Source organism: Cognatundibacterium aquatile (assembly GCF_014699135.1).
Taxonomy (GTDB): domain Bacteria; phylum Pseudomonadota; class Gammaproteobacteria; order Burkholderiales; family Burkholderiaceae_D; genus Undibacterium; species Undibacterium aquatile.
This window is the reverse complement of sequence record NZ_JACOFT010000003.1, coordinates 475571-497266: the sequence shown is the minus strand read 5'-3', so window position 1 is coordinate 497266 and position 21696 is coordinate 475571. Positions and strand designations below refer to the sequence as shown.

The window sequence follows — 21696 nt, the reverse complement described above, 5'->3', positions numbered from 1 at the left end:
TGGAAACGATCTCAACAATTATTTCCGCAACGATTGCCACAACCATCCACTCACCCGGGAGTATCTGACCTCAGCCATCCGCTTTGACTGTTGCAATTCACCCTGTGCCTGACGGATGAGTCACAGGCTTGTCATTAAGCAACTTTACAATCGGATGACTGAAATTACTCTGTTTTTTCCTTTCTTACGGACCGCTTTCAGTTTTTCTTCTGGCATCTGATCCGTCCTGATGCGTCACTCAAAAAATTTAACAGGAATTATCATGGCTCTTCATTTTTTAAATGAAGGCAAAGCTGCAAAGCATTTGCTTTCATTCTGTTTGCCGTTGGCACTGATCGCTTGCGGTGACAGCAAGGATGCCGCAGTACCGGCACCTGCTGAAGCGGACACACCGGCCGTGGCTGTAATGTCGGACGTGCATTTTGAAAATGTCTACGGCGATCTTAAAAATCCCAAGTTTTCCGGCATCCCTACCGCTGACGGCAAGTTTGCGACTATCCGTACCATGTATGCGCAATTGACTTCGACCCGTCTTTTCAACGAAAACTATTTCGCCTTCCGTGGTGCGCTGGATGATGCGTATGCGCGCGGCATACGACTTGTCGCTTTATCCGGCGACTATTCCGATGATGCCCAACCAGTCAACATTGATGGCATCGCCGCGATACTGAAGGAATACCAGGCAAAAGGCATGCGCTTCTTCATCGCACCCGGCAATCACGATCCTAACGAGCCGTTTGATAATGACGAAGCTGGCAAAAGCGATTTTCTGACGGCGGAAGGTAAAGAACAAAAAGTGTATGCCGTCAATTATTCCGGCTGTAAATCTCAGGATGCCAGCGTCGCCTGTACCAATCAGTTAATGGAACTGGGCTACGAAAAATTGATCGCGCAACTCGGTGAATTTGGCTATATGCCGAACAAGGCTGACGTGTATTGGGAAACCCCGTTTTCCAACTATGGCAACACAGCCTACAGTTATGATGCAGCGCTCACCAGTGCTGACGTCAAAAACCGCCAGTTTGAAATTTGCGCTGAAGGTGAAGGCGGCAGTTATAAGGCAGATGGTGAAAAAAATCTTGGTAAAGCTTTTACCCGATGCACCAGCATTATTGATTCCAGCTATCTGGTGGAGCCGGTTAAAGGTGTCTGGTTATTGTCGATAGACGCGAATGTGCATATCCCTAACAGCGCGTTTGATCCGGTCAACGCCAAAGCATTCAAAGGCTTTGATGGCGCAGGTAATGCGGGCTGGAACAAAGTACTGACGCATAAAAAGCATTTGCTGGCGTGGATCAAAACCGTCACCGCCCGCGCCAAATCGCAAGGCAAACGCCTGATTGCGTTCTCGCATTATCCAACCATGGATTTCTACGCAAACCAAACCGACGCCATGAAAGCCGTCTTCAAATCCGGTGCCTTCCAGGTCACGCGCGTGCCAGATGCAGCCACAACAACGGCGCTGGCAGCCACCGGTATGCAGTTGCACATGGGCGGTCATATGCATTTCAATGGCACCAATGATTACAAAGATGCGGCCGGCAATTATTTCGTCAACGTGCAGTCGCCATCCTTAGCGGTATTTGGTGCGTCGTACAAGGTCGTCAAATACAAAGATCAGGACATAGTGGACATTGAAACAGTGTCCCTGAACAATGTGGCGCGCTACAACGAGCTCTTCAAGTATTACCAGACCGAATACGATTATCTGCAAAACAGCAACCTTGCTTCTGATATCAGCAAACGCTGGAGCAAGGATATTCTCAACACCAAATCCTATGGCGAATTTACGCGCTACTATTTTGGTGAGCTGTCACGTCTGCGCTTCATGGATGATTACTGGCCGTGCGAAATGAAAGAAGCAGCGACGACGCTTGACGCAAAGCAGATGTTGATTCTGTCGCAGTTGCAGACTCAGGTTACTTTCGCCCAATTGAAAGATGTACCGGGAGTTCTGCCATTGACAGCAAACTGTATGGCGAAAGGCAGTGTCAGCGGCACGCCGGTATCCGCCAGCCAGTTGACTGCTGACTGGGCGGTGGCGACGACCAAAGCGGCCGCATTGGCAACCGCGGCCGGTTATAAACTGGATGATTTTGCCAAAATCACGGCGTATGAATTCTATGGCGACTTCCACCGTACCGTGTACGCCGGTGAGCTGGCCTTGCGTGATATGGGAACAGACCGGGTCAAACAGTACAAGGTCTTGATGAATGCCTTCCCTGCCAATCCGACGGCAATCACCATGTTAAGTAAGCCATCAGACCAGAACGCTGTCAACGTGCCGTTCCAAAATCAATTCAAGCAAGTATTCAGTATTCTCAAAGGCCTGGGATCAGGAAAGCCAAGTGATCACTTCACTGTCAATTTCAAAACCCAGACACTGACAAACAGTAATACCAGCTCGGCCAGCTTTAACTAAGACTGACTATTCAGTATCCCCGTTTGCTTCGCGGCAAACGGGGATTTTTTTATTTAGTATTCGTGTGAATGATGTTCTTCAGAACAGATGAAAGCGCCCCAGACCCAGTATGCCGACCAAGCCGACAATAATCAGGTACAAGGCGACAATAAAGCTGACTAATTTCGGTTTAACCAGAATACAAAGACCTGCAACCAGCGCCAGTACGGGCATAAGAGAAAGATGGATATTCATGAATAATCTGTCGAAAATAAAAATAGTAATGAGAGGCCGCTTAAAAATCTGCGCAATCAGCTCAAGCCTGACCTGCTGAGCGATGGCACAGAGAGAGCATAGTAACGTGCCTTGCGTTGACCCGACAGGAAAATCAGAACGGCTTACAGACAACGTTTCTCAGGTGCGACATTCTGTTTATTGTCATGAAAAAAACAGCACAACGAGCGTCTGCACTGCCGTCTGACTAATCCCGGTTTGCGAAGAATGCGTCGTAGCCTTCCTTCGAAAAGCCCTGCATACGCTTAGTGCCGGACAACATGAGCGGCACGCCCCGACCACCACGAACCTCTGCAAATGCGACCTTGCCATAGTTGGTGTCGATATCCACTTCCCGATAAGAAATGCCTTTTCCTGCCAAATAGGACTTCGCTTTTTTACAATATCCACACCAGGAGGCCGAATACAGAATCAAGTCTTTACTCGCGAGAGCAGAATCTGTCGCAGGATTTATTCCTGCTTTTTTCAGGCGTTCAATCTCAGATAGAGTCGATGCAGGAATATCACTGGCAGGCTGATCCTTAAATTGCATCACTTTCTCCAGCCGCCCTTCTCTCGGCTGCTGGTCACTGAATACAACTCGCCCGTCAGGTGTCACCGATTTGTATATCGTGCCGGTCAGAGCGCCATTCAAAGAACAACAAAGCAAACCGACGATACATAAGGGGATCAGTGTACGCAAAATTATTTCTCCTTCGATGGACTTCAGATGAATAACGCGAGCTAATTTCTGGTCAGTGTCACTTTGTGCGTGCGCTGAAAACAGAACGCCGCTCAGTGAAACACACATGGAGGGACTACGTCAAAAAAAGTGAACTCCTGATTCGACAGAACATGCTGGCTTTTCGGCATGTGCGGCATTTGCTAGATGTGCAGATGATGCCGACGGTTTGTATTATCGCGCCGTAAACAAGGCATTGTTCGTATCACCCGGTACCGTATCCGTATGGGGTGCGGTGAGTGGCAGATAAATGATGAAACGTGTGCCTGTGCCAACGATGCTCTCGACTTCCAGCTTTCCACCCAACATTTTTATGACGATATTGTGAACGATATTTAAGCCAAGGCCAGTGCCGCCACGCCCCATTTTTGTCGTATAAAAAGGATCAAAAACACGCGACATATGCGCCGTTTCTATGCCTATACCATCGTCAGCAAAAATAATTTTTACCTTATCCGGCCCGATCAGTTCGGCATGAATAGTCATCGTGCCAGATGATCGTCCCTCGAAAGCGTGTGTGACTGCGTTATTAATCAGATTCGTGACAATCTGTTCGAGCGCACCGGGAAAACTGTCCATCTTCAGTTTTTCCGGAATGTCGACATGGAGTACAAACGGTGTCTTACGCAGCATCGGTTGCAATAAACTGGTGACATCGTGAACCACTGCCCGTAAATCAAAAGGACGACGTTGATCAGATACCTGATCAGCAGCCACTTGCTTGAAATTAATCACCAATTCGCTCGAACGGTTAAGTCCGCGTAACAGTATCCCCATGCCTTGCTCAGTGTCCTGCAAGTATGCTGCGAGTAAAGAACGCTTTAAGCTGCCATCATCAAAAGCGCTGGTAATCTCGCGGGACTTTTCCATCAGCGTGCTGGCAACCGTCAGGCAATTACCGATCGGTGTGTTCAGTTCGTGCGCGACAACAGCGACGACATCGCCAAGCGCGCGCAATTTTTCCGAGCGCAATAACTCGGTTTGCGCCATTTGCAAATGTCCCATCGTCGAAGCGAGTTCATGATTCGCCAATTCCAGCTCTGCGGTTCGTTGTTGTACCCGTGATTCGAGTTCACTGTTCAACTGATTTAAGGCTGCGCGCGCTTCAATCTGCGGCGTGATGTCGCGGGCAATACCAAGGTAACCGGTAATTTCCTGATCGGCATTGGTCAGCGCCGTCACGCTCAGAGATACATGAATTTTTTTACCGTACTTGGTAATGTAAATCCAGTTGCGTGTCTCCATGCCATACATAGTGGCAATGGTTGAAAAAATATCGATACCGGAAATCTCACGCCCGAATTTTTGTGATAATTCACGGCCGCGCTGTTCCAATTCATCGGCATCATGAAAATCTGCCGCATGTAACTGGCCGACACTTTCGTAAGCACGGTAACCCAGCATTTTTTCCGCGCCACGATTAAAGATCGTGACCAGCCCTTCTTTATTCGTCGCGATAATTGAAATTTCTGAGGCCGCATCGAGTACGGACTGCAGATCGCGTCGTGCGGCTTCCACCTTAGTTTCAGCCTCCAGACGATCGGTGATATCCTTACAGATCGCAACGATGTGTCTGGCACCGTCAACCTCAACGATAGCAGCAGACAGCAATCCAGATTTGAATTGGCCGTCCTTGGTCTGCATTTTCCCCTGAAAATCACTCACCATTCCTTGCACGGCGATCATACTGGTCCAGATTTTTCGCTGTTCCGGATCTGACCAGATACCCAATTCCAGTGACGTTTTTCCTATTGCATCTTGCTTGCTATGACCTGTGAGTCTTTCAAATCCGGCATTCGCATAGAGTATGCGGCCAGTATCAAACTGACTCAACGTCATATAGTCAGGCACGGCTTCGAACACCGCCAGCAGGCGATTAGCCGTTTCGCGCTGCTGCTGCTCGCTATGCCGGAGTGCAGCAATTTCGTTCGCCAGTTGATCACTCATTACATTCAGTGCATGACCGACGACACCGATTTCATCCTGACCCGTGTACTGAACTTTTGTATCAAACTCTCCGGCCGAAATAGCATTGGCAGCGGCTTCCAGTTGTCGTAAATGGCGGGTCAGCCACAACCCCAGTAAAAACAGGAAAATCGTCGAGAGTACGACTTCGAAAAAAGAGATCAGAACGGATTCTTCAAATAATTTTTTTTGTGCGTCCTGGACAAACCGGGTTGATAATCCAAATACCAGTTCACCATGATTGATGCCGCCAGACACGATGGGAACGCGCACATCCTGCCGGTCGCTGGCAACGGGCAATTGCAATGCATCGCTGGTGGCGGGCAAGGATTTAGTCCAGCCTGAATGCAGTATCAACTGATGTTCCTGACCGAACAACAAAAAATAATCGACGCCATGTTCATGTGTACGGAAAATATCTCGGATGGCGCCGTAATCTTTTTGCGCCAGCGATGGTGGGATTGCTGTGCTGAGTAAATGCGACATTTCCCGCGCCCGCATGTCTGTCAGTTGCGATAAATTTCTTTCATTGAACCGCAAGCTGTTTCCGACAAGGATAGACAGCATCACAACTTCGACGAGCACGCTGACGAGAATCAGCTTCCAGCGCAAAGACAGCTTCAACATTACCTCGCCTGCTCCACACGGGTGTCAGGCGCGCCCGCTTGCAAGCAAAACGACAACGCGAAAAAAACAGCATGACTGACTGGCGTGCATTTAGATACCGGCATCAGCGGCGTGTGGAATTCCATCGACATCATTAAGACCTTGTCTCCTTTGTCTGCCCGCTATGCCAGCCCCCTCTGATCTGAGTCAGAGGTCAATTCGTCAGGAAGCGAACAGCACATTTATTTGCAGGTATTGCTGCATATTATCCGATAGCAGTTCGCTTTTGCCGATCAGCGCAGGGGAAAAATGACATTCGTTCACATGCGGTGTTCCTGATGCAACAAACCACCTGCTATCCGTAAGTTTAGCGTCAGCATACGGTGAATTTCAGATCGAATATTCAGACCAAATGATTTGCGGAATACCGGCTTTTTGCATTGATATTCCACAATGCTTACTCCGATCTGAACTAAGTCTATGTTCAGTGTCGCTTGCCAGCAATATCCACAGGAATGCGTCCTTGCGCACTGACGTCACCAGCCAGCCACGCGCGCACAGCTTCGATTGCAGGTGATGCGAAACCGTAAGTGATCAGCGCAGGAGCCTGAATATCGAGCATGTGAAATGGATTCCACAACACCAGATGCAGATCCGGCTGCCACGACTTGCGCGCTGACTCACCATAGCGTATGCGCACAGTGGAAGCGAGGATGACGAAGCGATCATCCTGCGGCAGACTGTGCCAGTCAAAGTGCGCTGCGTCGCTGAAAGTCACGGTCTCGACATCATATAAACCGGCCAGCATGGTCGCCACTTTGTCGGCACGGATACCCGATTCAGAAACGCCATCGCTGACCGCATCGGCACGAATCACCAGACGCACCCGGCTGCCCTTTGCGGGCGGCTGCGGATCACCGGTGCTGGTCAGGCCGCGCTGCCACGCATGCGCCATCAACAAGCGATCGGCAGCATCGGTCTGATAGTCCGTGTCGATACACGGATAAGCGTCAGTCAGTTGCCGTATGCGCTGCAGTTTCTGCTGTACTGCCTGGTAAGAAATCTGCCCCGACAGTATGACTTCAGTCAGTGCTGCCAGCGTTTCGGTTTGCGCCTCGCGGCTGCCGATCGCCATCACCATATCGGCACCGGCCAGCAATGCTTTCACCGCCGCATTGCCGACGCCGTAGCGCCCGGCAATCGCCTGCATATCCATGCCATCGGTAATCACGACGCCGCGATACTGCCACTGCTCGCGCAATAAATCCGTCAGTATCGTCGGCGACATGGTCGCCGGATTGTCGGCATCCAGCGCCGGATAAACAATATGCGCCGTCATCATCGCCGGTGCGTTGCGGCTGACAGCGATCTGGAATGGCGCGAACTCCATTGCCTGCAATTCGGCCAGCGATTTATTGACAGTCGGCAGCGCACGGTGGGAATCAACATTGGTGTCGCCATGCCCGGGAAAATGTTTGACACAACACGCCACGCCTTCGGACAGGCTGCCATCCATCCACGCCAGCGCCAGCGTGCTGGCACGCTGCGGATTGGCGCCGAATGAGCGCTCGGCAATCACTGGATTATCGACGTTATTATTCAAGTCCAGCACCGGTGCGAAATTCCAGTTGAAGCCCAGCGCCTTAATGCCACGGGCAACCGCTGCACCAACCTGATAGCACAGATCAGCATCGTCACTGGCCCCCAGCGCCATGGCTGATGGTGGCTGTGGCACCCAGGTTGGCCGCACGACTGCGCCGCCTTCCTGATCGAGCGCGATCAGCGCTTCCGGCCCCATCACAGCGCGCAGATCGGATGTCAGCTTTTTGAGTTGCGCTTCGTCCGTCATATTATTGCGGAACAGGCAAACCGCACGGATATGATGCTCGCGCAAAAATTGCGCCAGACTCTCATCCATATTGGTGACGCTGATGCGCACCATCACCAGTTGCCCGGCCAGACGCATTGCTTGGTCCAGACTCAGCGGCGCGGTATGAGGATGTTGCTGATCAACAGGCAGGGCAGGATTGGTATTTGTCATAGGTATCTGGTGGCTGGTGTTACTGATGTTGCTGATGTTGCTGATGTTGCTGATGTTGCTGATGTTGCTGATATTGCTGATATTGCTGATGTTACTGCTATTGCCGGTCTTGTTCCGACCCGGCACATGCGCCTGAAGATGGATACTCCCCCTGTTTTTATACAAAACACCCCTATTGTCAGCATAGAATAAGGGGCTTAAAACATACTGGGGGGAGTATATATATGGCTCTAATCCGATGATTTCGCTGATTTAACTGGTTCTGGTCACTTTGCTCAAATGGCGCGGCTGATCAGGATCCAACCCACGCGCAACCGCCAGTTGCGCCGCCATCACATAAAACGCCTGAATCGCGACGATGGGATCAAGATCCGGCGTCGCTCCCACGGGCAGAGTCAGGTTGCGTTCGCGTACATTATCTGGCGCGGCCAGCAACACATCGGCGCCGCGGCCACGCATGTCTTCTGCGAGCCGGATCAAACTTTCCTGTGCCGGGCCGCGGGTCGCCAATATCAGCAATGGATAACCTTCATCGATCAAGGCCATCGGGCCATGTTTGATTTCTGCGCCACTGAACGCTTCTGCCTGTATGGCCGAAGTTTCCTTGAATTTCAACGCTGCTTCAAGCGCCACCGAAAAACTGATACCGCGGCCGACCACCATCATGCGTTGCGTCGGTACCAGCACATCCAGCGCTGCCGACCAGTCTGTTTTGCTGGCAGCATCAAGCGCGGCGGGTAATTGTTCTATCGCGTTCAGCAATACCGCATCGTTTTGCCAATGCGCGACCAGACGGGCTGCCGCCACCAGCGAGGTGATGAAACTTTTGGTGGCGGCCACGCTGCGTTCCGGCCCTGCATGCAAAGGCATCGTCCATTCTGCTGCCGCCGCTAATGGTGAGCTGGCATCATTCACCAGCGCCACCGTGGTCGCCCCGGCATCACGGAAATAGCGCATGGGTTCAACCACATCGGGGCTTTGTCCCGATTGTGAAATCGCAATCGCCAGCGCATCGTTGACCTGCAAAGGCGCATGATTCAAGGTCACCAGTGACAGCGGCAACGATGCGACGATACGACCCAGACGCGCCATGATCAGATACGCCGCGTAATTGCTGGCATGATCAGAACTGCCGCGCGCAATCGTCAGCACCGACGACGGTGGCTGCGCCCGCAAATGCGCCCCCAGCTGTGCATAACGATCGCCATCGTGCGTCAGTTGTATGGCGACCTGTTCTGCTGAAGCACAGGCTTCTTTAAGCATTTGCGAATTCAATCTTTTCTCCTTCGGTATAAACGGCCAGCAGTTGCAAGTCCTGATCAAGTACGACGATATCGGCAAATGCGCCCGGCGCTAAGCGGCCACGTTCAGGCAGCCCGAGATAATCAGCGGCATAGGTGGAAACCCGGCGTGCAGCGTCATCCAGCGTCAGGCCTATGCTGACCAGATTGCGCAGAGCCTGATCCATCGTCAGCGCACTACCCGCCAGCGAACCATCGGCCAGACGCACACCGCCCAGACATTTATGCACACGTTGCCGCCCCAGCATGTATTCGCCATCAGGCATGCCGGTGGCGGCGGTTGAATCAGTCACGCAATACAAATACGGTATCGCTCTTAATGCGGCTTTAATCGCGCCCGGATGCACATGCAGCAGGTCGGGAATAATTTCTGAAAACTGCGCATGCGCGAGCGCTGCGCCGACCATGCCGGGCGCGCGGTGATCAAGCCGTGACATGGCGTTGTACAAATGCGTAAAGCCACTGGCACCGTTCTCCAGCGCGGCGACCCCTTCTTCATAACTGCCGGTGCTGTGACCGAGCTGCACCCGTATGCCCAGCGCCGTTAACTCGCGCACCAGCGCCAGATGGCCTTCCATTTCAGGCGCTAAGGTAATCAGTTTGATGGCCGCAATCGCATCAAGCGCCTGCACCTGCGCTACCGAACCTATGCCCGCAAAGGCAGGCTGGGCACCGAGTTTGCCCGGATTGATATACGGCCCTTCCAGATGCACACCCAGCACGCGTGCGGTACCGGCGGGACGCTGCTGTATCAGCGGTTGTATTGCACTCAACGCTGCCTCAATATCGCTCAGCGGTGCGGTCATGGTGGTTGCCAGCAAACTGGTGGTGCCGTGTTGCGCATGCAGGCGGGCGATGGTTTCGACTGCATTTCCCGCTTCCATCGTGTCTTTGCCACCGGCACCATGCACGTGCAGATCAATGAATCCGGGCAGGATGTAATGCGCGGTTTCGCGCAGCGGTGCGCTCTGGATACGCTGTATCTTTTCGCTGAAATTGATCGTGCCGTGTACCCAGCCATCCGGCGTGAGTATCTGTCCGTGTAATTGCTGATCGCTCATCTGAATAACTCCGCGACAAAATCGTAATAATCACTGCGGCAATACGAATGCGTGAGTTCGATTGCGGTGCCATCTTGCAGATAACCGATGCGGGTAATGAACAACATCGCTGCGCCGGGTTTGATATCTGCGAGGTGTGCCTGTTCCGCGGTCGCATTGATGGCGCGGATATGCTGCAAGGCGCGTGTCGGGGCGCAATGATGGGCATCGAGATAGCCGTATAAACTGTCCGTCACCAGTTGCGGCTGCGGCATATACGCCGCCGGAATAGTGGTGGTTTCTATCGCCATAACCACATTGTCTGCGGTGCGTAAGCGCTTCAGGCGCGAGACCGCGGTATTCGGCGATAAACCCAGCGACAAAATTTCCTCCGGTGAAGCGATGCCGCTTTCACGTTGTATCCAGCGCGAACCGGGCACAAAACCACGCTGACGCAATTCCTCGCTGAAGCTGGTGAGGCGGGATAAAGGTTGTTCCAGTTTCGGGGTGATGTAGGTGCCGGAACCATGTCTGCGGCTCAACAACCCACGCTCGCATAACATCGCCAGCGCCTTGCGTGCGGTGACACGCGAAATTTCCAGCGTCTCTGCCAGCAGGCGCTCGGATGGCAAAGCCTCATCTGGCTGCCAGCGCCCGCTTTGTATGCCTTGTGCCAGCTTGTTCGCCAGTTGCAGATACAAGGGCGTGGCATTGTCGCTATCAGGTTTGAAATCGCGCAGGGAAGACAGCATGTCGCCTCGATCTTTTCAGTATGGATTCAGGTTGAACGTAAATGTTGTTGCAGCAAAATCAGTGCACCGCTGGCAGAATCGCCCAGAGGCGCGCGTACCCTTTGCCGCAAGGTATCCGGCAGAAACGGCATCAGCGCAGCGGCCAGCCCGCCGCACAGCGCCAGCGGCAATGTATGTGTGGGATCAAGCGCATCCGCAATCGCCTCTACTTCGCGCCCGGCATCAAGCAACATGCTGCGGGCGAACGCTGATTCTGCCGCGTGTTGAAAGACCAGCGGTGCCACTTCGGCATAACGGGTCTGGTTCGCCTGTGCCAGCCATCGAAAGACGGCATCTTTGTCGCCGCCGCAGTGGGCGTATAGCGCATCGGCAAAGCGGCTAGTGGCGGCACGGCCGTCCAGCACGCGTTGCAGATAATTAACGGCTCGCATTCCCAGCCACGCCCCGCTGGCTTCATCGCTGACAGGAAAACCCCAGCCGCCGACTTCACGCCGTTGTCCATCGCTTTGCAAAACCTCACCGACACTGCCGGTACCGAGTGCAATCACAGCGCCCGGCGCACCCTGATGCGCACCAATCAAGGTTGTACCAGCATCGGTTTCTGTCAGCAACAGCGCAAAGCCGGGATTAAGCGTCTTCAGCTCGGCGGCCCATTGCGCATTATTCACGCCAGAAAGGCCGCATGCTATAGCGATTACAGACAAGGCCGGGAGCGCCAGATTTGCCTGTGCAAATGCATAATCGATGGCCAGCAGAATCGCATCCCATGCCTGTTGACGGCCATGCGCAAGCGCTGAAGGCCCTGCTATGCCGCGTGCCAGTGGCTTTCCATCTGGGTCTGCCAGCACGACCCGCGTACCAGTACCGCCACCATCGACGCCGATCAGGTAAGCGATTGCAGGTGCTGTGTCACAGCACGGTTTTGTCTGCGCTTTTGTCTTCGCTTGTGTCATCAAGAGTTTGTTCATCCTTTTTTGCGGCACGCTGAGAAACGGGTTCCTTCAGCCGATCCGTATTGCGCGTATGCAGAAATTCCGGGCTGAGATTGCTCCACTGAAAAACAAGGTACGAATGTAATTATTTTCATAGTGGTCGTCAATAGGTATTTAAGTGGTATTTCAATTAAGCACAAGCTAAGCATCATCTTTTTCTATTAGCAATGCACACACCGTGCCAGAACATTCACAGCACGCCCCTGTGTCGGTTACACTAAGACCAGGTTTTCATCACTTAAGGCCGTCTGCGATGCCCATCTCCATTCCGATTAATTACCTCGCCAAACTGACATCTCCCAAAAGAACGCCGCGCTCGAATATGCATCTGGGCATTACCCTCGCCTGTATTGCCGGTGCGGTGAATGCTGGTGGCTTTCTAGCCGTCGGCCAATACACGTCGCACATGTCAGGCATGATTTCGAGCGCCGCCGACGATCTGGTATTGGGAAAATTTATTCCGGCGTTTGCGTCTATCTTTATGCTGATTGCATTTGGCTGGGGCGCTGCCTGCACCTCGCTGATGGTGAACTATGCAAAACGTAATCACATGCGTTATATGTACACCCCGGTGCTGCTGCTGGAATCGGTATTGTTGCTGGTGTTCGGTCTGGTCGGCACAGAATTACAGGAACACGCGGTCGTGACGGTTTCTTTCACAACAGTGCTGCTGTGTTATCTGATGGGCTTGCAAAACGCCTTGATTACCAAAATTTCACGGGCCGAAATCCGCACCACGCATGTGACTGGTCTGGTGACTGACATCGGTATAGAAATGGGGAAACTGATTTACTGGAATAAAAATAAAGACGAGCTGCATCCCGAGCAGGAAATCAACGCGAATCTGCAAAAACTGCGCCTGCACTTGCGCTTGGTCATCGCATTTTTTATCGGCGGCATTCTCGGCGCAACCGGTTTTAAACATGTCGGTTTTATTTCTACCGTGCCACTGGCCATCGCGCTGATCATCTTATCCCTGGCACCGAATATCAAAGAACAGCTGAAGCAATGATGAAGTCATTAACTAAAGCCCCCCTCACGCCAGACATATATCCAGGAATGTTCAGTAGCTTGAATACAAAAAAAATGAGATAAAAAGTCAGAGAAGAAGTGCGCAAAAAAGTGTATAAAAAAATGAGATGCGCACACTGACAAACGCTATAAAAGCCACTCCCATCCTACCTAAAAATTTCCTGCCACCAACAATTCCACGCCTGAATCAATAAAACAACACGCACACAATCATTATTGCGAATCATTCTCATTTGCGTTAATATATTCAGCACTTGCTCTTGCTGAATACCCCATCAGGTCGATTCCCGGCTACGTCGCGTTTATTCGCCAACGCAATGTAAGAAGCAGCAACTGTGTAACGACGATCTCTCTCAATTCCGATATGAAGAACTTTCAATTAAAAACGATTGCCGGCATTCTGGCTGGTGGGCTATTTTCAAGCTATGTGCAAGCAGACAATCAACTGCCGGAAATTCAGGTAAAGGTTAAAGCCGAAAAAACAGAGCAATACGATGTTACTGAAGCCAGCAGCGCAACCAGACAAAAAATTGCTCTGCGCAATATTCCACAAATTGTTAACGTCGTGCCAGACATCGTCATGCGCGAACAAAATGCCAGCTCGGTTCAGGACGCCTTGCAAAATGTGGTCGGGCTCAGCTTCAGCGTTGGTGATGGTCAGCGCGATCAGGTCGCCATTCGCGGCTTTACCGCCATTTACGATCAGTACATCGACGGTATCCGCGATGACGCGATGTACTTCCGCGATTTATCGAATATTGAACGTATTGAAGTGCTGAAAGGCCCTGCATCGGTGTTGTATGGCCGTGGTTCTGCCGGCGGGCTGATCAATCGCATCACCAAAAAGCCGCAAGCGCATCCGGAATCTGAGGTTGCACTGAGTCTGAGTTCACAAGGTCAGAAGCGCACTAGCTTCGATGTGGGCGGCGCCAGTGAACAACTGAATTTCCGTATTAACGGCGCGCTGGAAGACAGCAGTAATTTCCGCGATCAGTTTTCACTCAAGCGTCAGGCTGTTGCACCTTCTGTAACCTGGCAGCTGAGTCCTGCAACACGCATCACGGCTCAAGCCGACTATCTGAAAGACAAACGCATCGCAGATCAGGGCTTACCAGCCTACCGTGGCCGTCCCGTAGATGTCCCTGTCAATACCTTTTATGGTGCAGCAAATGCGAGTGATGTTGGCTATGTGCAATCAGATGTCGTCAGCGGCACAATTACCCTCGACCATACAATTAACGAGAGCCTCTCGCTACACAGCGCGATCCGCTCTTATGATTTCAAACTTGACAGAAATTACACCGGTATCGGTGACATTAAAGACGGCGCAACACCGACGGTATCCATCGGCCAATCCAAGCGATTACGTAATGAGAACGGCACTTACTGGCAAACCGAGTTATCTCAAAAAGCGCAATGGGGTGACACGCGCCATCAGTTGATGTACGGCGTGGAATTAGGGGCACAAGACAAAGAAGAAATTCTCTGGAGCCGGAATAACGTCGCGACCTACAATTTATTCCAGCCGGTCAGAGTCAATTTAGCGGCAATGCCGACGACACTTGTTCCGGGAACCAATACATTGAACCGCTACGAGTTTGCTGCGGCGTATGTGCAGGATTTGATCAGCCTGACGCCACAATGGAAAATTCTGGCAGGTCTGCGCTACGACAGTTTGCGCCAGAATCGCGATGACCGCACTTCAAAGAATCTGGATCAATCTCGCCAGGATAATAATTTCGCGCCCCGACTTGGCTTTGTCTATCACGCCAGCGATGCGTTAAGCTTTTACGCCAGCAATAGCACCTCATTCCAGCCACTGGCCGACACCTTTACGATACGTACCAACACCGACAAGCTAGAGCCAACGAAAACGACGAATAACGAGATAGGCTTAAAGCTCGACATCGATGCCAAAGCAAGTCTGACACTCGCCGTATTCGACATGCGCCAGAATAACGTACAGGTACAGGATCCGCTGAATAAAAATGCTTCTCTGCCTGTCGGCAAACAAGGCACGAAAGGTGTAGAACTGCAGTACACAGGCGAGATCGCCAAAGGCTGGGACATACTCGCCGGTTATGCCTACATGCGCGGTGAGATTCTCGAATCCACAGAACTCACCAGTGCCGGCACACCGTTCAAAGGCAATACCTCAGCACTTACGCCGAAACATAGCGCCAACCTGTGGCTGAAATATACAATCAATCCGGCATGGTATGTTGCCGGTGGCGGACGTGCAGAATCGGCACGTTATGCGTCGCCGGACAATCTCGTTACCTTACCGGGCTACACCGTTATTAACCTGGCAACCGGTTATCAGGCCGGAAAACTGGAATTCAATGTCAGCCTGCGTAATCTGTTCAATCGCCGTTATTTTGTCGCCGCTCACAGTGGCGCGAATGACTACAATATGCCGGGTGAAAGCCGGGGTCTGTATATGACGACACGCTACCGCTTTTAACACGCAGACGCGTTGAAATAATCTCCCCCAATCAAACGCACCGCAACCTTGCGGTGCTTTTTTATTTATTACATAGCCATGTCGTATAAAAAAATTTTCCGACGTCTGCACTTATGCTTTGCAATGACGGCAGGCCTCTTCTTTGTGCTGTTGGGACTAACCGGCAGCGTACTCAGCTGGCGGCATGAAATTGATCAGTGGCTCAACCCCGGATTACTGACTGTATCGGCAAATACTCAGAAAGCGCCGCTCGCACAACGTCCTGACGACCTGCAACGTTTGCTGGCAAAACTTTCGGAAACACAAGCGTCCGCACCGAGCCGTATCGAATTGCCGGAAGATAACCAGCATGCGATGGTCGTCTGGTATAAATTAAGCGCTGACAAAGAAAAAGGGGTATCTCGTCAACTCATGCTGAATCCTGATACCGGCGCCATTCTGGGTGAGCGATATTGGGGTAAGAGCGGCTTCAGCCGTGAGCAAATCATGCCAACAATTTTTCATTTGCATCATTATTTGCTGGCAGGGGAAACTGGGAAATTCATTTTATCGATCGCAGCCATCATCATCGTTATGCTGAGTTTATCGGGCATTCTGCTCTGGTGGCCCAAAGCACGCTGGCAAGCGCTGCGACAAGCATTAACCACAGGTAAATTCGTCAGTTGGCGCGCACTGAATTTCCGGCTGCACCGGGCGGCAGGGTTTTACTTTGCACCTGTGTTTCTTACTCTTGCAATAACGGGAATCTACTTTAACTTTCCCCAATGGATAACGCCGCTGATCGCGCAGATCATGCCCATCTCGACGCAAGTCAAAAAAACTGAGCAGACATCTGCAGAAAATCGAGCACTCCCCCTTCACCAAGTTTTATCGGTCGCACAACAACAATTCCCTGCAGCAAAAATGACCCGTCTGACTTTTCCGGCAAAATCCGCAAACGTGCTGGAAGTGCGGATGCGCCAACCCAACGAAGTCAGAAAAGGGGCAGGGTCTACCCGCATCGCTATCGACATGCGTGACGCCAGCATATTACAAATCACAGATGCGGAGCGACTACAAGGCGGGAACTTAGTATTGAACTGGTTTTTCCCCTTACATACAGGAGAAGCATTTGGAATTGCGGGCAGAATTTTTATCAGTCTTACCGGGATAATGCCGCTGCTGTTTATGCTCAGCGGAATATGGTTGTGGCTACGACGTCGCAGCTAAGTCTGAACGATACAGGTGAAAAACACATACAAACAATAACCGAACCATTAGTAAACAACTGCCTTTGCTCTGCATCAGATGACATCTGGTACCGCATCTTTTGCAGAGCAAAGAGCAGAAAAACATTAGACGAATTAGGTGATCCAAACAATTTTACTTTTCAAAGCAGAAGAGTATGAATTGTTGTGCTTAAAAAGACGGCAAATCCTGCAAGCGGATGCCATCACTGCCATTTGCATCACCGCATAGCCCGCGCATACCATCTTCGTACAGCACACCGGTCACTTTCTCGCCCAACACGATGCCATGATCGCCATGGAATTTCGTCACCACCTCATCGCCATTGGCAATGGTATCCCAGACCACACCGACATCAACCTCCTGTGGATCATCCACGATCGCCGGTGGCATCACCTGCCCGCCTTTACTTCGTCCCCAGCGCACTTTTTCAATACGCTTGCCACTGTCATCAAACCTGACTGCTTCAATAAAGAATAATGCCATGATGAATCTCCCTGACGATGAATCAAAAAACGGAAGTCAATTCGATATTTCAGAAGGGTCGTCCGCAGCATACTCTGCCGCAGGCATACCGTTTGCGATATGCAGGTGGAATAGTAGCAAATAAAAACGCGATTTCAACTCTCGTTATCAGTCTCAATAACAAAGCGGCTCGCAAAGGAAAAAACCTTTACGAGCCGCATCAGAATTGAGTCTTTGCTATTGATCTGTGTTTACTTTGTATCGAATTTTTATCTGCTCACCAAATAGCAAGCCGTCGCTTTAACCCAGCTTCGCCGCATGTTCGCGGGTCGCGTGGAACGTGACACCAGGCCAGCGTTCTTGTGTGAGTTTCAGATTCACACCAGAAGTCGCCAGATACGCCATGTTACCTGCCGCATCAAACGCGATGTTCGCACCGGCAGATGAGCGTTCAAAATCAGCCAGCATTTTTTTGTCGTCACAAGTAATCCAGCGCGCGCTGCTGATGCTGGTGCCTTCAAATACAGCATCCACGCCGTATTCATTTTTAAGGCGGCTGGCAACAACCTCAAACTGCAAGACACCGACCGCGCCCAGCACAAGATCACTGCTGACGACCGGCTTGAATACCTGTACCGCGCCTTCTTCACCAAGTTGCTGCAAACCTTTTTGTAGTTGCTTGATTTTCAGCGGATTCAGAATACGTGCAGTGCGGAAAAAATCCGGTGCGAAATATGGAATACCGGTAAATTGCAACAGTTCGCCTTCAGAAAAACTGTCACCGATCTGCATGTTGCCGTGATTCGGTAAGCCGATGATATCGCCCGCATACGCCTCTTCCACTTGTTCACGCGAGGACGCCATGAAGGTCACGACCGACGACACTTTAATCTCACGGTTCAGGCGCAAATGCTTGAGCTTCATACCGCGCTCGAAGCGGCCGGAACACACACGCAAAAACGCAATACGGTCACGATGCGCCGGATCCATATTCGCCTGAATCTTGAATACAAAACCGGAAAACGCCTGCTCGGTCGGCTCGACAGAACGCACGGTGGCATCACGTTCGCGTGGCGGCGGTGCCCAGTCCAGCAAGGCATTCAGAATTTCACGCACACCGAAGTTATTAATCGCGGAACCGAAGAACACCGGCGTCTGCACACCGGCCAGGAAATCTTCCAAGCTGAACGGATGCGATGCGCCATGCACCAGTTCCACTTCCATCTTCAATTGTTCGATTTCCAGCGGGAACATCTCCGCCAGACGTGGATTATCGATGCCTTTGATAACTTCAAATTCCTGATCCGCACGCTCGCTGCCCGGCGTGAACAACAGAATTTCATCGCGTAGAATATGGTACACACCGCGGAAGGTTTTTCCCATGCCGATAGGCCAGGTGACCGGTGAACATTGAATCTTTAAAACCGATTCCAGCTCATCCAGCAATTCCAGAGGATCGCGGGTTTCCCGGTCCATCTTGTTGACGAAACTGATAATCGGCGTATTGCGCATACGGCAAACGTTCAGCAGTTTGATCGTTTGTTCTTCCACACCTTTCGCCGCATCAATCACCATCAGCGCAGAGTCCACTGCCGTCAACACGCGATAGGTATCTTCAGAAAAATCCTGGTGACCCGGCGTATCGAGCAGATTCACAACGTGATCGCGGTATTCAAACTGCATGACGGACGAAGCAACCGAAATACCACGTTGCTTTTCGATTTCCATCCAGTCCGAAGTCGCATGGCGACCGCTCTTACGCGCCTTGACCGTACCAGCGAGTTGAATCGCGCCGGAAAACATCAGCAGTTTTTCTGTCAGCGTCGTTTTACCCGCATCCGGATGGGAAATAATGCCGAAAGTGCGACGACGCTTAACTTCGCGGCTGATCAGATCTTTTGACGCAGCATGGCCTTGCGTTGTGTCCGCCGCTGTTGCCGATGCGGATTCTGGGATGTCGTCTGTGGATTCGTGGTTGGTAGTCATTGCAGATGCCGCAAAAATGGAAGAAAAACACGCAAGTTTAGCTGGTATTGAGAATGAAGTCGAATACGCATCCGCTTTGCAGATCAGAATCGCCTTAGTTTTGCCAGACTTACACCAGCACAGCTGCGGTAGCAGTCCTGCAACTCATGGCCGGAACCATAAGCCGGGTCGATGTAAAGGCATTTTTTCCAGACTCAGAAACGGATTACGCAAGGTGATGACAGTACGGGACTTCAAATTTGCATTTTTAATCGCATCCTGATTGGCCCGCTGAAAAATTTTTTCAAAAGTGCCGTTTTTAATCAGCTCTTCCAACCCGCGTTGTATATCCTGAGCCATTTTTGGCTCGCGTGGACTGACAAAAAAATACAAGGCGGATGGGTAATACAAAACGATGTGCTTATCAATCACCAGGTCGAGAAAGGGCCGCTGATCAAGCTCATTCTGAATTTCAAAAACAGCGCGTGGAAAATAATCAAAACGTCCGGCCTTCAGCATCGTAAATAAAGGGTCATAGGAAGCAGATGTTTTGACTGGCAAACCATTATTTCTCAGAATCGCGACATCGGGCCAGTCCATTTCCTGCCCGGCGCTGAAAGCACTCAGATCTTTCAATGTTCTCACTTCGCGAAAAATCTCTGCATCCGCCGCTCTGACCAGCGCCAGACGCCATCCCAGCAAACCTTTGTCGATAGGGATGCGGATAGGGATCAGTTGTGCTTCTCTCTCATCCGTGCTCATCGTCCACAGGATATCAACGATTCCATTTGGCGACGTCAGTTCATAAATAGCCCGGGCCTGCTGCATCGCGACCTCACTCGCCTGCAACTGGTACGGCTGACCGCTCGCCTTCACAGCATGCCGGAGAATTTCCAACACATAGTCTGCATGCGGGTCGGCATTGAGTGAGACCAGAGGGTAGCGGATCAATGCTGTTTTTTTCGCCGCATCTGCCGCACTGGCAAGCGGTATCGCCAGAAACAGGTTCAGGATCAGTAGCGCTATCGTAGATATCCATGACAACAGAAATAAACAACGTTGTTTCATGCTTGTCTGCTTTCTTTAGCAAAAACCAGGAACAGCAATTATTTTTCAACACGAACACAGTAAGGCTGCCCGCCGTCTGCACCCCAGAGATGATGCTCCAGTGTAGTCGGGCGATGCTGACTTGTGTCAATCATCAATGCAAAGGCTGGTAGATATTTTGATATTTTTTATTACCCACATCAGGGGTAAAACCGCATTCCCGGTCCAACAGAAAAACAAAAAAAGAAAGTTCACGCAGCAAACAACAGCCGTGATCTGAATAAAATTTTTGCAGTTTGCTATACCCTCGTCATCTTTGTGTACTACCATTGATGCTATTTTCCCAACCCTATCTGAACCTCTATGAAAAAGATATTCATTTCAGCCATGATGTTATGCGCGACCAGCCTGCCGCAACTCAGTTTTGCCTGGGGTGCCGATGGTCACCAGACGGTCGGGGCGATTGCTGATCAATTACTGAGCGGCACCAAAGCCGGTGCCCAGGTCAAAGCTCTGCTCGGTGACAACACGCTGGAAAAAATGTCGGTCTGGGGCGACTGCGTTAAAGGCATTTCGCCTGAAAAGGATTATGCGTACACATCAGCCGGGCGCTATCCGGAATGCGCACCGTTTGAAAATCCAGCCGGCATCGCCGCAATGGCCGATTATGTCCGTCGCAACAATACGAATTGCAACCCGGCTTTTGATGAAGAAAACTGCCATAAGCAATATCACTATGCCGATGTCGCTCTGCAGCACGATCATTACAAAACCGGCTATGTCGGCACCAGCGATCATGATGTCGTGAATGCGATTCGTGCCGCTGCGCTGGTCTTGCAGGGGAAACCGCAGCCTAAGCCATTTGCATTTAAAGATAAGCAGGAAGCACTGGCCTTACTGACGCACTATGTCGGCGATATTCATCAACCGCTGCACGTAGGTTCGGTATTTCTGAACGCGGAAGGCAAGATCGTCAATCCGGATGAAGGCGAGTACGACCGTGGCAGCAATACCGTCGGCGGCAATGCTTTGCAGTGCCCTTGCGGCAATCTGCATTCTTTATGGGATGATTTGCCGCAGCAATTTAAACGCGGCCGCATGAATGAAGCATTAACCAAAAAAGCGCGCACGCTGAACGTGGCAAAAGCACCGCTGGAACAATTACCTGCCTTGTGGGCAGATGATGCCGTCAGTGACGCCAAAAAATTATTTGCAGGAACACAGTTCAGCAAAAGCACACCGAATCAGCGCGGCAACAGCTGGTCTATCGCGCTGCCGCTGGAATATGAAAAAACCATGGTCAGCATGAAAGAAGATGCCTTAGTGCGTGCAGGTGCACATCTGGCGCAGATCTTACAAACTGTCTGGCCAGAATAATCACTC

The 21696-nt window shown here is 51.4% G+C and carries 17 protein-coding genes; 6 read left to right on the top strand and 11 right to left on the bottom strand.

The genetic code is table 11. The annotated features are described in order from the left end of the window. Positions 1 to 262: 262 nt before the first annotated feature. On the top strand, positions 263 to 2422 hold the full coding sequence (locus H8K26_RS10740; protein ID WP_223826965.1) for a metallophosphoesterase family protein: 2160 nt from the start codon (positions 263 to 265) through the stop codon (positions 2420 to 2422). A gap of 78 nt (positions 2423 to 2500) precedes the next feature. Here the strand turns inward: H8K26_RS10740 and H8K26_RS10735 are convergent, their stop codons facing one another. From H8K26_RS10735 to nagZ, 4 genes are all read right to left on the bottom strand, one after another. Beyond that, entirely contained in the window at positions 2501 to 2656 is a 156-nt protein-coding gene (locus H8K26_RS10735; protein WP_186896764.1) for a DUF3096 domain-containing protein, read from the bottom strand. Positions 2657 to 2882: 226 nt separating this feature from the next. Next, complete coding sequence (locus H8K26_RS10730; protein WP_190479410.1) at positions 2883 to 3377, bottom strand: glutaredoxin family protein; 495 nt, start codon at positions 3375 to 3377, stop codon at positions 2883 to 2885. Between the two features lie 213 nt (positions 3378 to 3590). Then, entirely contained in the window at positions 3591 to 6008 is a 2418-nt protein-coding gene (locus H8K26_RS10725) for a PAS domain S-box protein (RefSeq protein ID WP_190479408.1), read from the bottom strand. A gap of 463 nt (positions 6009 to 6471) precedes the next feature. Next, positions 6472 to 7929 (bottom strand): beta-N-acetylhexosaminidase, encoded by a 1458-nt coding sequence (gene nagZ, locus H8K26_RS10720; RefSeq protein WP_190479713.1) that lies wholly within the window; start codon positions 7927 to 7929, stop codon positions 6472 to 6474. 108 nt (positions 7930 to 8037) lie between these two features. On the opposite strand from nagZ, the gene H8K26_RS10715 reads away from it, so the two are divergent. Next, positions 8038 to 8220 carry a hypothetical protein gene (locus tag H8K26_RS10715; protein WP_190479406.1) on the top strand — a complete coding sequence of 61 codons (183 nt, stop codon included), beginning with the start codon at positions 8038 to 8040 and terminating at the stop codon, positions 8218 to 8220. A gap of 60 nt (positions 8221 to 8280) precedes the next feature. Here H8K26_RS10715 and H8K26_RS10710 read toward each other — a convergent pair whose 3' ends face one another. The 4 genes from H8K26_RS10710 to H8K26_RS10695 are packed head-to-tail and all read right to left on the bottom strand — an operon-like array spanning position 8281 to position 12074. Continuing rightward, complete coding sequence (locus H8K26_RS10710; RefSeq protein ID WP_190479711.1) at positions 8281 to 9291, bottom strand: SIS domain-containing protein; 1011 nt, start codon at positions 9289 to 9291, stop codon at positions 8281 to 8283. After that, a complete protein-coding gene (gene nagA / locus H8K26_RS10705; RefSeq protein WP_190479404.1) occupies positions 9284 to 10390 on the bottom strand; it encodes an N-acetylglucosamine-6-phosphate deacetylase in 1107 nt (368 codons plus the stop codon). The genes H8K26_RS10710 and nagA overlap by 8 nt, the downstream gene beginning before the upstream one ends. Further along, positions 10387 to 11121, bottom strand: a complete 735-nt coding sequence (locus H8K26_RS10700; RefSeq protein WP_190479403.1) for a GntR family transcriptional regulator — start codon at positions 11119 to 11121, stop codon at positions 10387 to 10389. Before H8K26_RS10700 ends, nagA begins: the two co-directional genes overlap by 4 nt. Positions 11122 to 11147: 26 nt before the next feature. Continuing rightward, the gene (locus H8K26_RS10695; RefSeq protein WP_190479709.1) at positions 11148 to 12074 is read right to left on the bottom strand and encodes a glucosamine kinase nucleotide-binding domain-containing protein; all 927 of its coding nucleotides are present in this window, start codon (positions 12072 to 12074) and stop codon (positions 11148 to 11150) included. A 304-nt stretch (positions 12075 to 12378) separates the two neighbouring features. On the opposite strand from H8K26_RS10695, the gene H8K26_RS10690 reads away from it, so the two are divergent. From H8K26_RS10690 to H8K26_RS10680, 3 genes are all read left to right on the top strand, one after another. Continuing rightward, positions 12379 to 13125: a YoaK family protein gene (locus tag H8K26_RS10690; RefSeq protein WP_190479707.1), complete on the top strand. Its 747-nt coding sequence runs from the start codon at positions 12379 to 12381 to the stop codon at positions 13123 to 13125. A gap of 384 nt (positions 13126 to 13509) precedes the next feature. Then, entirely contained in the window at positions 13510 to 15609 is a 2100-nt protein-coding gene (locus tag H8K26_RS10685; protein ID WP_190479401.1) for a TonB-dependent receptor, read from the top strand. Between the two features lie 78 nt (positions 15610 to 15687). Further along, a complete protein-coding gene (locus H8K26_RS10680) occupies positions 15688 to 16818 on the top strand; it encodes a PepSY-associated TM helix domain-containing protein (protein ID WP_223826963.1) in 1131 nt (376 codons plus the stop codon). Positions 16819 to 17007: 189 nt separating this feature from the next. On the opposite strand, the gene H8K26_RS10675 is transcribed toward H8K26_RS10680, so the two are convergent. The 3 genes from H8K26_RS10675 to H8K26_RS10665 form a co-directional block, all read right to left on the bottom strand. Next, positions 17008 to 17322 (bottom strand): hypothetical protein, encoded by a 315-nt coding sequence (locus H8K26_RS10675; protein ID WP_186896771.1) that lies wholly within the window; start codon positions 17320 to 17322, stop codon positions 17008 to 17010. A 279-nt stretch (positions 17323 to 17601) separates the two neighbouring features. Beyond that, positions 17602 to 19287: a peptide chain release factor 3 gene (locus H8K26_RS10670; protein ID WP_190479396.1), complete on the bottom strand. Its 1686-nt coding sequence runs from the start codon at positions 19285 to 19287 to the stop codon at positions 17602 to 17604. A 144-nt stretch (positions 19288 to 19431) separates the two neighbouring features. Beyond that, a complete protein-coding gene (locus H8K26_RS10665; protein ID WP_190479394.1) occupies positions 19432 to 20334 on the bottom strand; it encodes a substrate-binding periplasmic protein in 903 nt (300 codons plus the stop codon). A gap of 342 nt (positions 20335 to 20676) precedes the next feature. Here H8K26_RS10665 and H8K26_RS10660 point away from each other — a divergent pair, with 342 nt between their 5' ends. Next, positions 20677 to 21690, top strand: coding sequence for a S1/P1 nuclease (locus tag H8K26_RS10660; protein ID WP_190479391.1), 1014 nt, complete (start codon positions 20677 to 20679; stop codon positions 21688 to 21690). Positions 21691 to 21696 lie beyond the last annotated feature (6 nt).

What these genes read in the sequence shown, in the direction of transcription:
- nagA (WP_190479404.1), bottom strand. Translation starts at nt 10,390, where the DNA reads ATGAGCGATCAGCAATTACACGGACAGATACTCACGCCGGATGGCTGG.
- H8K26_RS10700 (WP_190479403.1), bottom strand. Translation starts at nt 11,121, where the DNA reads ATGCTGTCTTCCCTGCGCGATTTCAAACCTGATAGCGACAATGCCACG.
- H8K26_RS10740 (WP_223826965.1), top strand. Translation starts at nt 263, where the DNA reads ATGGCTCTTCATTTTTTAAATGAAGGCAAAGCTGCAAAGCATTTGCTT.
- H8K26_RS10725 (WP_190479408.1), bottom strand. Translation starts at nt 6,008, where the DNA reads ATGTTGAAGCTGTCTTTGCGCTGGAAGCTGATTCTCGTCAGCGTGCTC.
- nagZ (WP_190479713.1), bottom strand. Translation starts at nt 7,929, where the DNA reads ATGGTGCGCATCAGCGTCACCAATATGGATGAGAGTCTGGCGCAATTT.
- H8K26_RS10675 (WP_186896771.1), bottom strand. Translation starts at nt 17,322, where the DNA reads ATGGCATTATTCTTTATTGAAGCAGTCAGGTTTGATGACAGTGGCAAG.
- H8K26_RS10710 (WP_190479711.1), bottom strand. Translation starts at nt 9,291, where the DNA reads ATGCTTAAAGAAGCCTGTGCTTCAGCAGAACAGGTCGCCATACAACTG.
- H8K26_RS10665 (WP_190479394.1), bottom strand. Translation starts at nt 20,334, where the DNA reads ATGAAACAACGTTGTTTATTTCTGTTGTCATGGATATCTACGATAGCG.
- H8K26_RS10695 (WP_190479709.1), bottom strand. Translation starts at nt 12,074, where the DNA reads ATGACACAAGCGAAGACAAAAGCGCAGACAAAACCGTGCTGTGACACA.
- H8K26_RS10735 (WP_186896764.1), bottom strand. Translation starts at nt 2,656, where the DNA reads ATGAATATCCATCTTTCTCTTATGCCCGTACTGGCGCTGGTTGCAGGT.
- H8K26_RS10660 (WP_190479391.1), top strand. Translation starts at nt 20,677, where the DNA reads ATGAAAAAGATATTCATTTCAGCCATGATGTTATGCGCGACCAGCCTG.
- H8K26_RS10670 (WP_190479396.1), bottom strand. Translation starts at nt 19,287, where the DNA reads ATGACTACCAACCACGAATCCACAGACGACATCCCAGAATCCGCATCG.
- H8K26_RS10680 (WP_223826963.1), top strand. Translation starts at nt 15,688, where the DNA reads ATGTCGTATAAAAAAATTTTCCGACGTCTGCACTTATGCTTTGCAATG.
- H8K26_RS10685 (WP_190479401.1), top strand. Translation starts at nt 13,510, where the DNA reads ATGAAGAACTTTCAATTAAAAACGATTGCCGGCATTCTGGCTGGTGGG.